The organism is Polyangium sorediatum (genome assembly GCF_029946465.1).
Taxonomy (GTDB): Bacteria; Myxococcota_A; Polyangia; order Polyangiales; family Polyangiaceae; genus Polyangium; species Polyangium fumosum.
In genome coordinates this window covers 20,666-38,085 of sequence record NZ_JARZHI010000026.1, presented here as the reverse complement: position 1 = coordinate 38,085, position 17,420 = coordinate 20,666, and the positions used below count along the sequence as shown (strand labels likewise).

17 protein-coding genes are annotated in these 17,420 nt (G+C 68.4%); 5 read left to right on the top strand and 12 right to left on the bottom strand.

The window, feature by feature from the left end; genetic code table 11:
* Positions 1-20 precede the first annotated feature (20 nt).
* Positions 21-3,617: a BadF/BadG/BcrA/BcrD ATPase family protein gene (locus QHF89_RS26525; protein WP_136967747.1), complete on the bottom strand. Its 3,597-nt coding sequence runs from the start codon at positions 3,615-3,617 to the stop codon at positions 21-23.
* A gap of 152 nt (positions 3,618-3,769) precedes the next feature.
* Here QHF89_RS26525 and QHF89_RS26520 point away from each other — a divergent pair, with 152 nt between their 5' ends.
* Entirely contained in the window at positions 3,770-4,411 is a 642-nt protein-coding gene (locus QHF89_RS26520) for a TetR/AcrR family transcriptional regulator (RefSeq protein WP_136932478.1), read from the top strand.
* 114 nt (positions 4,412-4,525) lie between these two features.
* Here QHF89_RS26520 and QHF89_RS26515 read toward each other — a convergent pair whose 3' ends face one another.
* Positions 4,526-5,269, bottom strand: coding sequence for a glutamine amidotransferase (locus tag QHF89_RS26515; protein ID WP_136967748.1), 744 nt, complete (start codon positions 5,267-5,269; stop codon positions 4,526-4,528).
* Positions 5,270-5,337: 68 nt separating this feature from the next.
* Here QHF89_RS26515 and QHF89_RS26510 point away from each other — a divergent pair, with 68 nt between their 5' ends.
* Positions 5,338-6,024 (top strand): YkgJ family cysteine cluster protein, encoded by a 687-nt coding sequence (locus tag QHF89_RS26510; RefSeq protein ID WP_136967749.1) that lies wholly within the window; start codon positions 5,338-5,340, stop codon positions 6,022-6,024.
* A 1-nt stretch (position 6,025) separates the two neighbouring features.
* Here QHF89_RS26510 and QHF89_RS26505 read toward each other — a convergent pair whose 3' ends face one another.
* The 8 genes from QHF89_RS26505 to QHF89_RS26470 form a co-directional block, all read right to left on the bottom strand.
* Positions 6,026-6,322: a hypothetical protein gene (locus QHF89_RS26505; RefSeq protein ID WP_136967750.1), complete on the bottom strand. Its 297-nt coding sequence runs from the start codon at positions 6,320-6,322 to the stop codon at positions 6,026-6,028.
* A gap of 17 nt (positions 6,323-6,339) precedes the next feature.
* Complete coding sequence (locus tag QHF89_RS26500) at positions 6,340-6,609, bottom strand: hypothetical protein (protein ID WP_136932474.1); 270 nt, start codon at positions 6,607-6,609, stop codon at positions 6,340-6,342.
* Between the two features lie 15 nt (positions 6,610-6,624).
* Positions 6,625-6,915 (bottom strand): hypothetical protein, encoded by a 291-nt coding sequence (locus QHF89_RS26495; RefSeq protein ID WP_136932473.1) that lies wholly within the window; start codon positions 6,913-6,915, stop codon positions 6,625-6,627.
* An 11-nt stretch (positions 6,916-6,926) separates the two neighbouring features.
* On the bottom strand, positions 6,927-7,148 hold the full coding sequence (locus QHF89_RS26490) for a hypothetical protein (RefSeq protein ID WP_136932472.1): 222 nt from the start codon (positions 7,146-7,148) through the stop codon (positions 6,927-6,929).
* A 183-nt stretch (positions 7,149-7,331) separates the two neighbouring features.
* The gene (locus tag QHF89_RS26485; RefSeq protein ID WP_136967751.1) at positions 7,332-9,716 is read right to left on the bottom strand and encodes an SUMF1/EgtB/PvdO family nonheme iron enzyme; all 2,385 of its coding nucleotides are present in this window, start codon (positions 9,714-9,716) and stop codon (positions 7,332-7,334) included.
* Between the two features lie 36 nt (positions 9,717-9,752).
* Complete coding sequence (locus QHF89_RS26480) at positions 9,753-10,421, bottom strand: TlpA family protein disulfide reductase (protein WP_232379799.1); 669 nt, start codon at positions 10,419-10,421, stop codon at positions 9,753-9,755.
* Positions 10,422-10,474: 53 nt separating this feature from the next.
* Entirely contained in the window at positions 10,475-11,173 is a 699-nt protein-coding gene (locus QHF89_RS26475) for an OmpA family protein (RefSeq protein ID WP_136932469.1), read from the bottom strand.
* Positions 11,170-12,432, bottom strand: coding sequence for a vitamin K epoxide reductase/DsbA family protein (locus QHF89_RS26470; RefSeq protein ID WP_136967753.1), 1,263 nt, complete (start codon positions 12,430-12,432; stop codon positions 11,170-11,172). The genes QHF89_RS26475 and QHF89_RS26470 overlap by 4 nt, the downstream gene beginning before the upstream one ends.
* Positions 12,433-12,695: 263 nt before the next feature.
* Here QHF89_RS26470 and QHF89_RS26465 point away from each other — a divergent pair, with 263 nt between their 5' ends.
* The 3 genes from QHF89_RS26465 (at position 12,696) to QHF89_RS26455 (ending at position 14,569) form a co-directional block, all read left to right on the top strand.
* Positions 12,696-13,115, top strand: coding sequence for a hypothetical protein (locus tag QHF89_RS26465; RefSeq protein WP_136967754.1), 420 nt, complete (start codon positions 12,696-12,698; stop codon positions 13,113-13,115).
* Positions 13,116-13,236: 121 nt separating this feature from the next.
* Positions 13,237-14,028 (top strand): EF-hand domain-containing protein, encoded by a 792-nt coding sequence (locus tag QHF89_RS26460; RefSeq protein WP_136967755.1) that lies wholly within the window; start codon positions 13,237-13,239, stop codon positions 14,026-14,028.
* Positions 14,029-14,059: 31 nt separating this feature from the next.
* The gene (locus tag QHF89_RS26455; RefSeq protein WP_136967756.1) at positions 14,060-14,569 is read left to right on the top strand and encodes a hypothetical protein; all 510 of its coding nucleotides are present in this window, start codon (positions 14,060-14,062) and stop codon (positions 14,567-14,569) included.
* Positions 14,570-14,874: 305 nt separating this feature from the next.
* On the opposite strand, the gene QHF89_RS26450 is transcribed toward QHF89_RS26455, so the two are convergent.
* Entirely contained in the window at positions 14,875-16,398 is a 1,524-nt protein-coding gene (locus QHF89_RS26450) for an NHL repeat-containing protein (protein ID WP_136967757.1), read from the bottom strand.
* A complete protein-coding gene (locus tag QHF89_RS26445; protein WP_136967758.1) occupies positions 16,395-17,339 on the bottom strand; it encodes a hypothetical protein in 945 nt (314 codons plus the stop codon). The genes QHF89_RS26450 and QHF89_RS26445 overlap by 4 nt, the downstream gene beginning before the upstream one ends.
* Positions 17,340-17,420: the final 81 nt, after the last annotated feature.

Here is a 17,420-nt window from a genome sequence, read left to right as displayed (position 1 = left end):
CCTCCGTGACTCCTTCGACGTCAAACCGACACGACGCTGCCGTCGGCGCGCTTCTTCTTGAGCTGAACGAGGCCCTTCGGCGGCTCGGGCGGGGCCGGCGGGGGCGCCTCGTACGCCCGCACCTTCGCCGAGAGATCCATGATCTGCTTCTCCAGCTCCGGATCCGACGCCCGTCGCTCCGCGAGCTGCGTTTGTTTGAGCTGCAAGAGCTCCAGCCGCTTCTTGTCGATGTTGTGCGAGAGCTCCGCCTTCTTCTTCGCGAGGTCTTCCAGCGACTCCTGGTAGAGCTTCAGGCTGTGCGCGTACGTCTTCACGCGGATCTTGATCGAGCCGCCGGGCTTGTTCGCGTCGATGTCGTGCAGCGCCGCGTAGGGCGTCGCGCTCGACGACACGATCCCGTCCACGATGCCGTACGTCGGCGCGTCGTGGCCGCACTTGAAGCTCGACAGATCGAGCAAGACGACGTTCGGGTGCCGCGCGGCGAACTTCACGGCCCACACCTTCTGGGCGCTGTTCGCCGAGTAGTTCTCCGGCCACACGTCGTTGATGTCGAGCGGGTGTTGCCCACGCGCGTACTCCTCCCGGAAGTAACGACGCAGGTAGTCGTCGTCCCGCGGGATCGAGCGCACGCTGAGGATCGGGTAGCCGAGCACCTGGAACTCCTCCGGGATCCCGTGGTTCAGCCCCGGATCCGAGTGGTACGGCCGGCCGATCATCAGGATCGCCACGCGGTTCTCCGCCTCGACCGTCTCCAGGATCGCGCGCCCCTTCTCCTGCAGCTCTCGCTCGAAGCCCGCGAGCGCCGCCATCGCCTCGCGATGCGCGTGATCACTCTCGTCCTCCGTGATCCCGAGCCGCGGCCCCCAGCACTCGTACATGCGCCGCGCTGTAAGCATCGGCTCGGCGAACGTGAGCGGCGGATCCAGGTACTCGATCCCGCGCGTCGCGAAGAAGTCGACCTCCTTCGTGAACGCCGCCTTCATCACGTCGGGCACGCCCGCGACGATCGGGCAACTCGCGTTGTCCATCACGTTCTTCCCGAAGCTCGGCACGTGCGTGAGGATCGGGAAGAAGATGTACTTCAGCGGTTTGTCCGCGGAGTGATGGTGAAACAGCAGGTTGTGGATGTGCGCCTGCGTCACCTTCGACGGGAAGCACGGATCGACCGAGCCGTACTTCCCGCCCTCGACCCACATCTCTTCGGTCGTCTCGTCGCTGAAGATCACGTTCTGCTTCAGGATCCCGAGCGCCTCGAAGTAGGCCCGGAAATACGGGCCCGTCGAGTAGAGGTTCAAGACGCGCGGGATGCCGATGCGCGTCCGGCGCAGCCGCTCCTGCACCGCGGTCCCGCTCCGCCGGAACGGCCGCGTCGTCTCCACGCGACGCACGCTGAACAGACCCTTCTTCACGACGAAGTCCTTGATCGGCGTCCCGTCCGCGGGCATCGCGTTGCCCTTGTGGAAGCTCCGGAACGCGAGCTTCGACTCGTAGTCGACGCAGTTCGGGAACTGCTTCGCGATCTTCTTCCGATCGGCCACGAGCGCGAGCATCGCGTCCTCGCTCTCGACCGTGCCCTTCTCGCAGGAGAAGCCCGAGATGTACCGAGCCGTTGATCCGTCGGGCCGCTCTGCGTCGATGAACGTCCGCTTGCACTCGTTCGGGCAGAAGTGGCAGACGGTCTCGTCGTCGTTCTTCGTGTGGTACTTGAGGTCGATCGCGGCATCGAGCCCGATGAACGTGCTCGTCCCGCGTCGCTTGATCACGCGCAGCGTCTCGAACGCCGCGCCGATCGCGCCCGCCTCACCCGTGTGCGGGTGGACGAACACCTCCGCGTCCGGCACGCGCTCCTTGATGTAGTCGACCTGCGCCTTGACCGCGGCGAGGTTGTACTGCGTGCCGCCCTGCAGGACGAACCTCCGCCCGAGCGACGCGAGCCGCGGGATCTGCACGACGTACTGCCAGACGTTCTTCGGGAGGACCTGGGCCAACCCGGCCAAGAGCTCCTCCTTCGAGAACCCTTCCTTCTGGAAGTTCACCCGATCCGTGTCGAGGAAGACCGCGCAGCCGTAGCTGAACTTCGGCGCGAGCTCGGCCTGGAACGCCGTGTCCGCGTACTCCGTCACTTTGAGGCCAAACTGATCGGCCATCGCCTGCAGCAGCATCCCGTTGCCGGCCGAGCACGAGTTCGAGAGGCGGAAGTTCGCGATGTCGCCGTTCTTCATGAACAGGACCTTGATGTCCTGCCCGCCGATGTCGCAGATCACGTCGACGTCGCCGAAGTACCGCACTGCGCTCATCATGTGCGCCACGGTCTCGACGATGTTCACGTCCGCGCGCATCGTCTCTTGCAGCACGTCCGCCGCGTAGCCCGTGGCCCCGAAGCCGAGCACCTCGAGCGTCGCGCCTTGCCCCTGCACGTACGCGCGGAGCTGCGCGAGCAGCTCCTTCGTGTCCTGGATGGGGTTGCCCTTCGAGAGCTGGTAGGCCTTGCAGACGATCTCGCCGTCCTCGTCGACGAGCACCGCCTTCGACGACGTCGACCCGCCGTCCACGCCGATGACCCCGCGCACGACCTTCCCAGCTTCGAGCTGCATCGGCTTGAAGCGCGGGATCGCGTAGAGCTTGCGGAAGTCGTCGATCTCGTCGCTCGTCCGGACGAGCGGCGGCCCCGCGCTCTCGCCGAGCCGCGCCTTGCGCCCGTTCTTCATGTAGTCGACGAGCCCGTCCGTCCCCACGTACAGACCCACCTCGGCCGCCTCACGCAGCCCGTACACGCACGCGCCGTAGGCCGCGTAGTACTGCGCGTTCTCCGGGACGAAGATCGTCTCCTCGATCGGCCGGTCCTTCGGCCACGCGTAGCCGCGCTCGTCCCACGTCTCGGGGATGCGCTTGCGCCAGCACTCCTGCAAAAATGGCAGGTACGTGTTCGGCCCGCCGAGCAGGATCACCCTGTGTTTCAAGGTTGACCCGCGCGTCAGTACGGACAGGTTCTGCAGGACGATCGCGTCCGCGAGCGAGCACAGGATCTCCGTCGACGGGATCCCGCTCTTCACGAGGTTCACGATGTCCGTCTCGGCGAACACGCCGCATTTCGCCGCGACGTGGTGCAGCTTCGAGTCGTCGAAGTGGATCTCGCGCACGACCTCGGGGGGCAAACCCACCTTGATCATGCACTTGTCGATCGTCGCGCCCGTGCCCGAGGCGCACTTGTCGTTCATCGACGGCGCCGCGGTCTTGTCGCCGGTCTTCTCGTCCTTCTTGAAGATGATGATCTTCGCGTCCTGACCGCCGAGCTCGATCACGCTCCCCACGTCCGGGTGGAGCTTCTCCACGGCGAGCGTCACGGCGTTGACTTCCTGGACGAACTTCGCGCCGAGCGAGGGGCAAAGCGGCGCCGCGCCCGAGCCCGTCATGAACACGCGCCACGCGGCGCGGGGCGAGTCCGGAAACGCCTGCTCGATCTGCTGGAGCATCTCCAGCACCTTCTCGGGCTGCTTCGTCTGATGGCGCTGGTAATCGCTCCAGAGAATCTCGAGCGTCCCCGGATCGAGCACGACGGCCTTCACCGTCGTCGAGCCCACGTCGATCCCGACCACCACCGGATCACGACTCTCCATGCGGTCTCACTCCCGTCCCGTTTGCCCCCGACTGACTGTCCAGTCAGTCAGAATGGGGTATCATGGGGTCCGGATCGGGGCAAGGAAGAGCCCGCTCGCCTGGGGCGCATCCGTTGTGCGCGTCACGCGGGTGAGGTGGTACAAGGCCCTTCATGGACAAGGCCGAGCGCCGTCTCGAGCTCCTCCGCGCGGCTCGCGACGTCTTCGCGACGAAGGGCTATCACGCGGCGAAGGTCGACGACATCGTGGCCCGGGCGAGCGTCGCCAAGGGCACGTTTTATCTCTACTTCCCCGACAAGCGTTCGGTCTTCGTGGAGCTCGTCGACGGGCTCTTCTCGCGCCTCGGGGCCGCGATCCTCACGGTCGACACGCAGGGCGACATCGAGGCGCAGATCAAGCACAACATCCGCGGCATCGTGGCCGTCCTGCTCGACGACCCCGCGCTCACGCAGCTCCTGCTCTCCTTCGCGCCGGGCCTCGATCCCGCCTTCGCCGCGAAAATCCGCTCCTTCTACGACGGCGTGAAGACGCTCCTCCGCATGAGCCTCGACGAGGGCCAGCGCCTCGGAATCGTGGCCGAAGGCGACACCTCGATGTACGCGACGTTCACCGTCGGCGCGCTCAAAGAAATTTTCACCGAGAGCACCGATCGCGGCCAGGCGTGGCCCCGCGAGCAGCTCGTCGAGCAGATCTTTCGCCTCCTGCAGCGCGGCTACCTGCGCATCGATCGCGCCCTCGATCCGCCCGTCTCGGTCCCCCCGGCGCCCCGCAAGACCCGCAAAAAGAGCGCATAACGCGCCGCAGACCGGCCGGTCATTCCATCCCTCCAGAGGGGTTCGTCCGGACCTGACCCACGAGTCAGTTTTTTACGATGCTGACGTAACGTCGCGCGAGCATCACGCGAAACGTCAGCGCGCGTCGCGCGGGAGGATGTGGCGGATGAAGTTCACGAGCGTGCGCCGCCCGAAGTCGCCCTCTTCGATCGCGGCGTGCAGCGTCTCCACGGAAAATCCCTCGCCGGCGAGGACCTCCCAGCGGTGCTCGATGTAGCCGCGCATCACGTCGGCATCGAGCTCGGGGTGGAACTGCACGCCGTAGCAGGTCTCGGTGAAGCGGATCGCGTGGTGGTCTTCGAGGTCGTTCTTCGCGAGCGCCGTCGCCCCGCGCGGCAGCCGCACGACCGTGTCCACGTGCGTCACGTTCGCCGTGAAGACCTGGGGCAGGCCGTCGAAGATCGGGTCGTCCGCGAGCCTGTGGATCGCCCGCGAGCCGATCTCCCGGCCGCGCGGGTTCCGCTGCACCTCGCCCCCGAGCGCCTGGGCGAGAATTTGGTGCCCAAAGCAAATCCCGAACGTGGGCACGCCGAGGCCCACGACCTCCCGCAAATAGCCCTCGGTGGCGAGCATCCAGGGCTCGCGGGTGGGCACGTTCGCCGCCGAGCCGGTGATCACGAGGGCGGCGGCGTCGCGCAGGTCCGGCGGCCCGCCCTCGCGGGCGTCGAAGGTCTCGAAACCTCCGCTCCAGGCGTCGCCGATCACGGAGGTGATGAGATCCGCGAACTCGCCGCGGCGCTCGCGCACCTTGGGGACGGGCTCGCCCGTCTTCATGATGAAGATTTTCCGGTGGGATCGATCCGAGCGCTCGGCAGCCATCCCTCCGATCATAATCATGTTGCCGGAAAAGGTCCCCCTCCCGGCGCCGCGCACGTTATAGGGGCGACATGTCCGCGCCGCCCGTGGAGCGCCCCGTCTGGCGCAGGTTCCGGCCGCGCTTTCTCGCGCGCGCCGCGGCCCACGTGCGCGCGGGCGGGCACGCGGCGATCGTGGACGACCGGGATTCGGTGCAGATCCTCCTCGGCCTGACCGAGCAGGGAAAGCTCACCGAGCTCGGCCTCTGCGCCCTGCTCACCCTGGAGCAGCGGCGATTCCAGCGCGTGAAGACCGGCCCGGCGGCCGGCCTCGCCCGCGTGCGGATCCGGCCCCGCTTCCGGCCCGCCGTGCTCGACTGGTGCGCGCGTGATGCGCTGCACGAGGGGCCCACGCGCGAGATGCCGCTCGATTGCACGACCTGCGCGGCCTGCTGCCACGACGCGGACGTGCGGCTCGACGAGCACGACCTCGCGCGGTTCCGCGCCGCGGGCCGCAGGGACCTCACGGGCCGGGCGTACGTGAAGCGGTCGCGGGACGGGCGGGTCACGCTTCGTTTGGCGGAGGGCCGGTGCCAATTGCTCGGCTCGGACAAACGGTGCACGATTTACGAGATTCGCCCCGGGGACTGCCGGGCCTTCGTGGCCGGCAGCGAGGCGTGTCTTTCGGCGAGGCGGGAGACGCTCGGGCTCCGGGATGGAGCGGCGTGGGACGAGATCCTCGAAGCATTTGATCGGGGCCCTCTTTTGCGAGGGCCCTGAATCAACGCTCGGGGAGGTCCTTGTTGAGCATCGCGTTCGCGGTCGTGTCGTCCACGCAGGTGAGCGTGTTGTCGGGGTTCAGCGTGCAGCGCTTGAGCTTCGAGTTCGTGTCCGAGCAGCCCTTGCCGAAGCCGGCGAAGCCGCTGGAGCACGTGCCCTCGAGGAACGTCTGGTAGAGGACGGGCTTGCCGTCCGCCGTCGACATCCAGTGACCGGCCGTGCGGTAACGGACCTGGTTCGAACACCCGACGCCAGTCAGCAGGCAGAGCGCCGCGCAGGCCCAAAGAAGTTTCTTCATGGCAGTCGCTCCTCCTGTCAGTAAATGCTCTCGGGAAGGACGTTGTCGAGCACCTTGGTCTCCTTGCAATTCGCGGAGCCGGTGTCGGTGACGTCACACACGGTGACGGAGAAGTTGAAGAGCTGCTTCTTCGTCGAGGGATCGACCTGGCCCGTGTTCTGGATGCGCTCTTGGTACACCTTCTCGGGGCCCAGGAACGTCTGCGAGGTCAGGATCTTCGGGGGCGGTCCACACGCGACGCCGGCGAGCGCGAGCAGCGCGACGAGCGCGATACGAATCGATTTCATCGTGCGTCTCCTTTCTCAGCGGACGTTCGTCGTCGCGCCAGAATACGTGCCGCCCGCCTGCGGGCAGACGACGTCGTTCTGGCCGTCACACGACAGCTTGCAGATCAGTTTGTCCCCCGTGTCCTGGCACAGGTAGAACTGGTGCGTCTTCTTCGCGAAGAAGAGGTAATTCTCGAACTTGCTGACCTCGAGCGCGGTCACGGGGCTCTTCTGGTTGTCCTCGAAGCGGGTGATCGTGCGCGAGACACAACCCGTCGAGAGCGCCACGAGCGCGAGAGAGGCGAGCGCCATCGGGATGCGGGACATGGTGACTCCTCTCAATCCTCGTCCTGAAGGACGAGCTGCATCGGTTTGCATCCGGAAAGCGCGCCGTCCGCGCCCACCTGGCACTTGACGACCTGCTGCGAGTTGCCCTGGACGACCAGGAATTTCATCTGGTCACGAGCGCTCGTGATCTGTGTGACGACCTTCGGCGGCGTACATCCGAAGGCGCCCGACAGCAGCACGAAGGCGCTCGCGCTGAGTAGCCATTTGCTCATCTGCACCAAGCTCCTGTGATCTCGCGCGGAGCCCTCGTGTGGCCCCCCGCCGCGCGTACAACCTCGCCAAATTTTACGTCTATGTCAACGTTTTACCCCACGCGCGGGCGGGTACGGAGCACGCGGACGCACCGGGCAAACGAGCTTCCACAGACGGACGAAACGACCCGCGGCGTGGGCGGATCAGGGCGTCGGCGCAGGCTCGTCCGGCGCGTCGAGCGCGCAGCGGAAGCCGATCGTCACGTGCGCCGCGCTCGGGACGATGCCGAGGCGGAAGCTCGCGCGGACGCGGCTCGCCGGGTCGAGGAAGCTCCCGCCGCGGACGACCCGCAAAGGCACGCTCGTCGGGCCCTTGGGATCGGTGCCCGAAGGCGGGGGCGCGGCGTAGCCGTCCGCGACCCACTCGGCCACGTTGCCGCCGAGATCGAAGAGCGCGTCGGGCGTGCGATCGAGGGGCCTCCCGCCCGACGGGCACGTCCCCACGCCCTCGCTGCCCTCGACGCACTTGCCGTTGCGATCGAAACAGGCGCGGTTGCACGTGGGCGCATTGTCGCCCCAGGGGAAGGCGCGCCCGGCCGTGCCCCGCGCGGCGAGCTCCCACTCGGCCTCCGTGGGCAAACGGCGGCCGCGGAACGCGCAATAGGTCTCCGCGGCCGCGTGCGTGACGCAGTTGATCGGGTGATCCATGGCGTCACGCGTGTCGTTGCACTTCGGCGTCCACGCCTGGGCGAACTCCTCGGGCGAGGCCTTCGCCTCGGGATCTTCTTCCGCGTCGGCCGACGCCATGAGCTTCGCGGCGCTCTCCGCCGGCAGGACGACCTGCTTGGCCGACGGGCATTTCCCGGCCGTGACGCAAGCGCGGTACTGCCCCGTCGTGACCTCCATCGCGTCGAGGTAAAACCCCTTTGAGAGCGTCACCTGCCGCTGATCCGGGCCCTCGCCGAGCTTGGCCGAGCCTGGCGCGACGAGGACCATGTCCCGCGGCGGCACGAACGGCGCGGCCGCGGACGCCGAGGGCATCGCCGACGCGCTCGCGCTCGTGCTGGCGCTCGCGAGGGCCGTCGGCAGCGTGGTGCTGGGTCCGCCCGAGGGCGAGCCCTTCACGGACGCCGTCGCGCTCGCCACGGGCTTTTGCGGGGGTTTGCCCTTGGGCGAGCCCATCGTGAGCAGCGTGTAGCCGAGCGCCCCGCCGCCCACGAGCAACGCGCCGAGCAGCCACGGCCAGACCGGCTTGCCTTTCCCCTCGGCTGTCGCCGTCGATTCGAGCCCGGTCTTCTCGATGCTGTCCTTCGGCTGCGGCAGCGGGGTCGCGTTCGCGGGCGGCTGCTTCGGCCCCGTCTGCGAGGGCTGCGGCAGGCGCTCGCCGAGCGGCGTCTCCGCCATCGGATCCCGATCCCGCGTCGTCACGGGGCCCGCCGGCCTCGCGCCCGGCTGCGCGATCGTCGGCGCCGCCTCGGTCACGCCGAACGCCGCGCTGTCGCGGAGGTTCCCCGTCGCGCGGTTCTGCTCCGTGGCCACGCCGAGCTGCTTCTTCTCGGCGAACTCGGCCGTCGAGAGCAGGCCATCCGCGGCAGACTCCTGGATCGTCGGCGGGATCGACGCCGCGTGTTTGTCCGTCGAGACGCGGGCCCCGCCCTCGGCCGCGGCGGCGACGAGCGCGTCCCAGAACGCGCCTGCGTCGGGGAAGCGGTGCTTCGGCTCCACGCTGAGCGCGCGCTCGATCACGCGCTCGACGGCCTCGCTCACGTTCGCGCCGCGCGCGCGTGGCGTCGGCCGCAGGCTCGGGTCCGCCGCGATGATGTAGAGCTCCGTCGGATCGTCGCCTTCGAGCGCTTTGCGCGCGCTCACGAGCTCCACGAAGATCAGCGCCAGGGCGAACACGTCGGTCCACGGGCCCGTCGCGCCGCGCTGCTTGTTGAACTGCTCGGGCGCGCCGTAGCGCGGCGTGAACGCGGTCGGCCCTTGCCGCGTCGCGGCGAGCGCCTCGGTGAAGCTCGCGTGCTCGGTGAGCACCTTCGCGATGCCGAAGTCGAGCACCTTCACGGTGCGCTTGCCGCCGACGTCCGTGACGAAGAGGTTCGCGGGCTTGACGTCGCGGTGCGCGATCTTCTGCGCGTGCGCCACGGCGAGCGCGCGCGCCGCGGGTTCGAGCAGGGCCACGGCGTCGGCCGTGCTCATGCCGCCGCGGCTGCTCTGGTTCTTGATGAGCTCGCCGAGCGTCTCGCCTTCGAGCCACTCGAGCACGAGGTACGGCACCCACGTGCCGTTTTGCGTGACGAACGCGCCGACGTCGAGCGCCTGCACGATCCCCGAGGTGACGCGCGAGAGCCGGTGGAGCAGCCGCCCTTCTTCGCGGAGCTGTTCGAGGAACTGGGCGCGTTGCTTCTCGCCGAGCTCTGCGGGCAGCTTCAAGCACTTGATCGCGATGCTCTCGCCGAAGCCGATGTGCTCGCCGCGGTAGACGACGCCGAAGCCGCCGTCGCCGATCACCTGGGTGACGCGGTACTTGCCCTCGATGGTGATTCCGCAGAGCTGGAAGGGATCGCGGTTCTTTTCGGGCTCCGACATGGGCGGGCTAGCTTCTACCGCGAAGGGCGCCGCGCGTCATCGCTTCGCGCTGACGATGTCGGCGATCGCTTGGTAGTCCGTCTCCTCGACGGCCCCCTGGATGAGGCAGGCGAGCTGCCCGCTGGGCGCGATGAGGGCGTGGACGGGGAGGTTGCCCGCGTCCTTGACCCCGAGGGTCCCGATCCAGGTGTCGCGCCCGCCGCCCTCGGGAAGCCAGTAGGACGCGCGCACCCCGGCCTCGGGTTGGGCTTCGAGGAACCGCGAGAGCTGCCGTTCGTCGTCGTCGAGCGAGACGAACGCGAGGTCGATCATCACCCCGGCGTTGCGCAGGCGGCTCTGGAAGTTCTGGAGCCGGGGCATTTCTTCTTTGCACGGCCCACACCAGGCCGCCCACAGGTTCACCCAGACCCATTTGCCCACGCCGAACGAAATGCTCGCGGGCAGGGCTGTCGCGCCCGGGGCCGCGGCGGTCTTCAGGGCGCCCTTGGGCGCCTGGCGCGCCGTCGTATCGGCGCAGAGCTTGCGGGGCGCGGCGGGCGCGGCGCTCGGCTTCGCGGAGGGCGTCGCCGAGGCGGGGGTCGTCGCGGCTGCGTTGCTGCCGGCCGTGACCGCATTGCTGCGGCCTGTCACCGGCGGCTCCGGCTTGACCGTCCCGCCGTTTTCGCAAGCCGCGAGGGCCAGCGAGCATACGCACGCAGCGAGCAAGGCGCGGGGGTTTGGGGGCAGAGGGCGGCCCGCAGGGCTGGCCGGAGCCCCCATCACAATTGACAGTCGACCCATGATACGAACGCGCTCCGGTTGATCGCCTCCGCGGCGCAGGGCTTGCCTTTCCGCGAGACATTCCATTCGCAGTATTCCTTGCCGAGCTGGGCGAACTCGTTGCCGAGCCAGAGCAGGCCCACCTGCTTGTCGAGATCGGGCTCCTTGAACTTGTCGCCGACGTGGAAAAACGCGCTGTTCGCGCGCTTGTGCGAGAGCGACCGGTTGAAGTCCGGCGTGCCCGTCTTCGAGGCGCGGGCCACGATGAAGAAATATCGCGCGCCCTTCCGCTCGACCCAGAGCTCCTCCAGCATCTTCTTGCCGTCGTCGTCGAGCTTCTCCGAGCCGTCGTCGTACATCACGACGCCCCCGCGATCCTTCAGCGGCGTGAAGAGCGCGTTGAAATCGTCGTCGCTGATCGAGGCCAGCGTCTTCACGTCGGCCGGCTGGCAGCCGCGTCGCGCGGCCCCGCCTTCGAGCCCGCATGCGTGAATCACGCGCGCCAGCACTTCCTTGAATTTCGGCGTGCAATAGGGGGCCTCCGCGTCGTTCGCGATCGCCACCGCGGGCTTCACCGACTCCGCGATTCCCGTCTTCAGCCGCTCCGCCGAGGACTTCACCTCCGCGTGCACCGCAAAGGCGGACCCCGCGAGCAGCGTGCACCCGGCCACGATTCCGACGATTCCTGCGTATTTCATGGCAACCTCAAGTCCGGCGCGAGCTTGCGGATGCTGTAGGCGAGGCCGATGTCGCTGTCCTCGTCACAGAGCCGCGTATCGCCGAGGAAGAGCTGCGGCGTGCTGACCTGCAGCTGGTTGTTCACGATGTGGCGGAGCATTCGATCGAGCCGAAGCTTCGTGTCTTTTGAATCGATGCACGCGTCGAGGTTCGACCATTTTTCCCGGATCGCCGAGCGCACGGTGGCGAGCCCCGCCGGCGACTTCGCGCCTTCGAGCAGCCGCTCCTGGTTGTCGTAGGCCCATTCGAGCACGTCGACCGCGCGGTTCTCCCCGCAGAGCACGGCCTTCGAGACCAGGCAGGCGCCTGGGTGCAGCGGGCGGTCGAGCATCCAGTTGCACTCGTTGTCGAGCGGGAACAACACGAGCGTCGTGTCGAGGCGCTCGAAGATCCCGTCGGCCTCCAGGCGCTTGTGGAACGCCTTGCACGTCGGGCAGAGCGGATCGACGAAGAGCGTCGCCGGCTGCTTCGCGCCGGCCGGCGTGTGCCGGAGCAGCGCGTTGTTCGGCTCGGTGGGCTTCGCGAGCTTGCCGCAGCCCGTGATGTACGACGCGTAGCTCGGCAGCGCGCTCAGGTAGATCAAGGTCGGCGTGATCGTGAAGATCCCGAGCGCGAGGAGCCAGCCGGGCACGAGCCAGAGCGAGCCCACGGGCCGCCCGGCGCCCGCGCCTTCCGCAGCGCCCTCCGGTTTGTCCGCCGCCGGAGCGGGCGCGCCCTTCGACCGCGCGTCGAGCAGGAGGAAGATTCCGCTCACGGCGAGCAGGACGGACGAGATGTAAATCCCGACGCACGTCTTGCAGTACTGCCCGAGCTTGAGCGCCGAGATCGCGAACATCAGCGCCGAGACGAGCAGGGGCGTGAGGCTCACGGCGCCGAAGAACTGGGCGGCGCGGCGCGGGGCCCGGGGCCCGGCGAGCAGGAGGTAGAGCGCGTAGGACGCGAAGAACGCGAAGGCCCCGACGGCGAAGAGCGAGATCGGGATGCCGCCCCAGTACCGGTCGCGGAAGAGCGCGGAGTACGGGCTGTACATGGCCGCGCGGCACGCGTTCTCACCCGCCCCGCCTGCGGCGAGCCCGGGGACGAACGAGCAGTGGATATCGTGGACCTGGCGGTCGAGGTGCTTCGAGTAATCGAGCGTCGAGAGGCCGCCAAAGACGAGCCCGATCAGCGATGCGACGAGCGCGAGGGCCGAGGGCCAGCGACGAGGTGCGCCGGACATGTCGTGGGCTTACGCCGACAACCCCGGCCCGTCAAACGGTCTCTAGGGTGGCGCACCGAACGGGCGGAGGTGGAAAGGAGCGTTCCCAGTCTGCGCAGACGGGCATACCGGAGAAGAAGCGAGCGTCCGCGATCCGTCTCGGTTCCGGACGGCACCACCGTTGCGAGGCGGTGAGGGCGGAGGCCCACCAGGACCTCGGGGGGGAACCAGGCTCGTCATGCCCCGGCTTCCCGAGCATCCATGGGTCGGAGGAGACAAAAGCCATGAAGAAGCTCTTTGGTCTGATGGCCGCGGCCGCGCTCGTGGTGAGCGCCGGCGCCGTGATGGCCGAGGAAGGCGCGCAGCAACAGCCGCAACAAGGCGCCGCGCAGCAGCCGCAGCAGCCGCAGCATCAGCAGATGCAGCAGCGCAAGGAGCAAGCCAAGCAGCAGGCCGCCCAGAAGATGGCGGAGGCCGGGATCGGGCGCCATCAGATGACGGGCCGCATCGTCGACATCAACAAGGAAAAGGGCGAACTCAAGGTGGAGACCGAGCGAGGCCAGCTCGAGTTCAACTTCCCGCCCGCGTCCCTCCAGAACTACAAAGAAGGGGATCAGGTACGGCTCGATGTCGTGATCCGGCCGGCCCAGCAACAACAACCGGCGCCGCAGCCGAAGCAGGAGCATCCGCAACAGAAGCAATAGGGCAAGGGCCCGTGGCTCCGCAGTGTTTCCGTTCGAACCCGGGGGAGCGGCGCGCCTCGCGTCGGCTCCCCCGCCTGTTTGTCCCGTCGAATCATTCGACGAATCGACCAGAGAGGGAACCATGGCAGCACGGAGGATCACGCAAGGGATCGTCGCGCTCGCGACGATCACGGCGGCGAGCGTGGCAGGCGCCCAGGGGCCCGGCGAGGAGGGCAGCGTCCTCCTCGATCGCGCCTTTTTCGGGCTCGACGCGGATCAGAATGGGAGGATCGAGCGGCAAGAGGCGACGGCGCAGCTCAACATGCTCGTCGGCGCCGTGTTTTTCCGGGCCGACGCGGACGGCGACGGCGTGGTGTCGGCCGACGAGGCGCGAGAGGCGTCGGCGTCGATGCCCGCGCTGTCGCGGGTGCTCGGCGCGCTGACGGGGCAGATGTCCGGCGAGTCGATCGACGCGCTGGAGGCCCGGATCGGGGTGACCTGGGGCGCGTCGATCTCGGCCGCGCAGGCGCACGAGGCGACCGAGCGTGCGGTCGACGCTCTCTTCGGCGCCGTGGATGCGGACGGCGACGGGACGATCTCGCGCCGCGAGCTCCACGAGGGGGCCGCCGCGTTCGCCGCGCGGATGGCGACGTCCGCGTTCGAGAAGGCCGACAGGGACGGGAACGGCACGCTCGACGTGCGCGAGTTCGAGGCCGCCGTGCTGGTGCCGGCGCGCGCGGCGTTCGCGGCCGCGGACGCGAACGAGGACGGGGAGCTCTCCCCGGACGAGGCGCAGGCCGCGACGACGCTGCTCGGCAACTGGGTGTCGCTCGTGCCCGCGGCGGCAGGGCGGGCGCAGCCGATGAGCCCCGAGCTCGAGCGGCGGATGCGGGAGCGGATGCGGCCCGAGGGCCCGGGGCGCGAGCCGCGTTGACGCGCGGGGAGGGGCCTTGCTACCACGCGGCATGCCCCTTCAGCCCTTCGACGACGCGTTCCTCGCCGACCTGCCCTACGACCCGGAGGTCCTGCTCTTCGACGCGATCGTCGAGCTCGACCCCGACGGGAAACGCGTCGTCTGCCAGATGCCCACGGACAAGCCGCTGCCGTTCACGACCTCGCAGCGCGTGCACCCGGTGCGCCACCCGCGGCACGTGGCGGGCGCGACGATGGTGCACGCCTCGGGGATGCTGGGGTTCATCCATTCGTATTACCTCCACGGAATGCGCCACGCCGCGGGCTGGATTGGATACGGGACGCACCTCTACCAGGTGGTCTTCCGCAAGCTCGTGCCGCCGGGCGCGCCGATCCTGGCGACGTGCCGCGAGGTGCGCGCGCGGCGGGGCGCGACGAAGCATTTCGTGCGTTATGCCTTCGAGTTCCGGCACGAAGGTGACGTGTGTTACGAGGGCGAGCAGAGCGCGGTGTGGATGAAGGTGGGAGAGGGGGATCCGATCGGGGTGGATGTCCCGGAATGAGGGCGGAAGGAGGGCCCGGCCGTGGGTCCCCTGCTCCCGGACGTCGATCCCCCCCTCCCGGGACTTGATCCCCGTATCCGATCGTACAATCCCCCGGTCCGGAGAAGTGATCCCCCCGGTCCGGCAAGTGATCCCCCCGGTCCGGCAAGTGATCCCCCGTGTCCGATCGTACAGCCCCCCGGTCCGGAACGTGATCCCCCGCGGGGGATCGGTTTCCGGAGGAGGGGAGGGACGTGGGGGGAGGGGGGACCTCGACGCGGGGACCTCGACGCGGGGAGCGAGGGCGTGGGGAGCGGTCTGGGGACCTACGGCGAGAGCTTCAGGACGAAGATATCGTCGGATCCCTTCGAGGTGATGACCTTATCGGGCAGGTTCATCGACCCGTCGAAAAAGCCCGCGAAGATCGTGTTGCCCTCGCGGTCGATGGCCATGCTCTCGGCGATCTGGTGGGAGGTGTTCCCGAATCGTTTGGCCCAAAGGTATTTGCCGTTCGGATCGAGCTTGAGCGCGAAGAGGTCGTAATTCCCGGCGCCGAGCTCGCTGTTGCCGAGCGCGTCGTCCCCGGTGAACTGGAGGAATCCTTGATAGCTGCCGGTGACGATCACGTTGTCGTGTTCGTCGACGGCGATGGCCCTCCCCTCCTGCGTGTGCGTGCTGCCGGCGCGGAGGCTCCAGAGGTGCTTGCCCTCAGGATCGAATTTCGCGACGAAGAGGTCGGCGTCGTCGTTCGCCAGGGTCGAGAGCGGCTCGCCGCCGAAGTTGACGGTGCCGGTCATGTCGCCGGTGAGCAGGATGTTGTTCTGGGCATCGATGGCGAGGGCGCGGCTGCGTTGCTCGGCGTTCGCGGCGCCGAAGACATGCTGCCAGATCGGCGTGCCCTCCGGGTCGAGCTTGGCGAGGAGAATGGCGCGGTTGCCCACGCTCCCCACGTCGGTCAGCGGCATGCCGAGGCTCATCGAGCCCGAGAACGCCGTCGCCAGGACGATGTTGTCCAGGTGATCGACCACGATACGGCAGAGGAGGTGGTTCGGCACGCCCCCCGGGTTTCCATTTCCGAGGCGCTTGCTCCAGACCGGCGTGCCGTCCTTGTCGAGCTTGGCGAGGAAGATGTCCCGGTTCGTCGCGATCACCGGCTGGTTCGGAACGAATTCGAGCGAGCCCTCGAAATACCCGGCGATGATGGTCTCGCCCTTCGAATTGACGGCGATCGTGGTCCCGAGCTTGGGCTGCGTGGTGCCGTCCCCGTATTTCCGGGTCCAGGCGAACATGCCGTCGGGGTCGAGCTTCGCGACGAACACGTCGCTCTGGCCCCCGTTCTGGAGCTTGTAGGCGCCCGGGAAGAGGTCCCCATCGAAATATCCGGTCAGGTGAACGTGTCGGTCGGCGCCCACCGCGATGCCCGTCACGTATTGATGAGCATAATCGCCCTGGAAATCCACCCGCGATACGTACGTGCCGTCCTCTGGCTTGAATTTGGCGAGGAAGATGTCGGTGGCTCCCCCGTGCGGGATGTCTGTCATGCCCGTGAACGAAAAGCCGTACTCGTAGTTCCCCGTGACGAAGATGGAGTCGTCCATCGGATCGAGGGCCATCGCCACGGCGCGCTGCAAAAAGAGCGCCCCGAACGCCTGCCCCCAGAGGTAATCCCCCTTCGCCGCGCCGCCGGTCCCGCCGGCTCCGCCGGCTCCGCCGCCGCCCGCGCTCGACGTGCCGCCCTGCCCACCCATGCCGCCCGCGCCCGCGTCGCGCTCGGGCGACGGACGGGCGTCGGGCGTGAGGCAAGCCGCGAGGAAGAGGGTCGACGCGCTCAGAACGACGAAAGGTTTCATTGAAATCGACTCCCGATGGCAGCACCTGCGATGTTCGGTCCGATCCACGGGACGACCACGGGGCCTGCCGAAGCTCCCCGCGAGGGTGACTTCTGCCCGAGGACGAACCCCGTCACCGCCGCGCCGAGCGCGACCACGCCCCCGGCGCCGAGGCCCACGAAGAGCGCGAAATCCCGCTTCTTGCGAGCATTGTCCTCCGCCGGATTGTATTGCGAGAGCGGCGGACAACCGTTCTCCAGGTCGCCCTCGCAGAGCGCCTCCTGTTTCCCCTCGACGCGCGCCTGATCGATACGGAACCCGGCCGCCGCGACGCCGAGCGCGACGCCCCCGCCCGCCGCGACCCACGCCCAGACCGGGATGCGCCCGCCGCCCTGGGAGGCCCCATCGCTGCGTTCTGGTTCGAGCTTGATGGAGAGCTGCTCCGTCCTGCCCTCGGCCGCGGTGAACGAGGTTCGGATCGCACGGAAGCCCGGCGCCTGCACGGCGATCGTCTGCGGGCCCGGATCCACGGGGATGACGCTCCCGAGCATGGCCGCGGGCACCTCCTGGCCATTGCGCGTGATGTAAAGGCCGGGGGGCGGGTTCACGACGGTGAGTTTTACGCGGGGCAGCTTCGGCTCGATCTGGGTGATGCCTTCCTTCGCGATCGTCTCGAGCGCGCTTTTCCGCTCGGCGCCCGGCGTCTCCTGGTTGAGCACGAGCGACCGCTTGTAGGCCGACCACGCCTTGGCGAGCTTGCCCTCGTGCTCGTAACACTTCGCGAGGTTGAGCATCGTGCTCGGCGCCGCATACACCATCAAGCTCGCCTCGAATTTGGCGCAGCCGGCGGCCCAGTCGCCCTTCTCCACGAGCTCCCGCGCGCTCTCGAAGAGCGCCAGCGCCGCGGGATCCGGCACGGCGGTCTCGGCCGCGGCCGCGGAAGCCGGCCACGCGGCCGCCACGAAAAGGCCGAGCCAGGCGGCGCGCCGGGTATGCCTAGCAGCCTGTGGACTTATCTGCTGCGCGCCCCGAATCGTCGGTCG

What these genes read in the sequence shown, in the direction of transcription:
- QHF89_RS26525 (WP_136967747.1), bottom strand. Translation starts at nt 3,617, where the DNA reads ATGGAGAGTCGTGATCCGGTGGTGGTCGGGATCGACGTGGGCTCGACG.
- QHF89_RS26520 (WP_136932478.1), top strand. Translation starts at nt 3,770, where the DNA reads ATGGACAAGGCCGAGCGCCGTCTCGAGCTCCTCCGCGCGGCTCGCGAC.
- QHF89_RS26515 (WP_136967748.1), bottom strand. Translation starts at nt 5,269, where the DNA reads ATGGCTGCCGAGCGCTCGGATCGATCCCACCGGAAAATCTTCATCATG.
- QHF89_RS26510 (WP_136967749.1), top strand. Translation starts at nt 5,338, where the DNA reads ATGTCCGCGCCGCCCGTGGAGCGCCCCGTCTGGCGCAGGTTCCGGCCG.
- QHF89_RS26505 (WP_136967750.1), bottom strand. Translation starts at nt 6,322, where the DNA reads ATGAAGAAACTTCTTTGGGCCTGCGCGGCGCTCTGCCTGCTGACTGGC.
- QHF89_RS26500 (WP_136932474.1), bottom strand. Translation starts at nt 6,609, where the DNA reads ATGAAATCGATTCGTATCGCGCTCGTCGCGCTGCTCGCGCTCGCCGGC.
- QHF89_RS26495 (WP_136932473.1), bottom strand. Translation starts at nt 6,915, where the DNA reads ATGTCCCGCATCCCGATGGCGCTCGCCTCTCTCGCGCTCGTGGCGCTC.
- QHF89_RS26490 (WP_136932472.1), bottom strand. Translation starts at nt 7,148, where the DNA reads ATGAGCAAATGGCTACTCAGCGCGAGCGCCTTCGTGCTGCTGTCGGGC.
- QHF89_RS26485 (WP_136967751.1), bottom strand. Translation starts at nt 9,716, where the DNA reads ATGTCGGAGCCCGAAAAGAACCGCGATCCCTTCCAGCTCTGCGGAATC.
- QHF89_RS26475 (WP_136932469.1), bottom strand. Translation starts at nt 11,173, where the DNA reads ATGAAATACGCAGGAATCGTCGGAATCGTGGCCGGGTGCACGCTGCTC.
- QHF89_RS26470 (WP_136967753.1), bottom strand. Translation starts at nt 12,432, where the DNA reads ATGTCCGGCGCACCTCGTCGCTGGCCCTCGGCCCTCGCGCTCGTCGCA.
- QHF89_RS26465 (WP_136967754.1), top strand. Translation starts at nt 12,696, where the DNA reads ATGAAGAAGCTCTTTGGTCTGATGGCCGCGGCCGCGCTCGTGGTGAGC.
- QHF89_RS26460 (WP_136967755.1), top strand. Translation starts at nt 13,237, where the DNA reads ATGGCAGCACGGAGGATCACGCAAGGGATCGTCGCGCTCGCGACGATC.
- QHF89_RS26455 (WP_136967756.1), top strand. Translation starts at nt 14,060, where the DNA reads ATGCCCCTTCAGCCCTTCGACGACGCGTTCCTCGCCGACCTGCCCTAC.
- QHF89_RS26450 (WP_136967757.1), bottom strand. Translation starts at nt 16,398, where the DNA reads ATGAAACCTTTCGTCGTTCTGAGCGCGTCGACCCTCTTCCTCGCGGCT.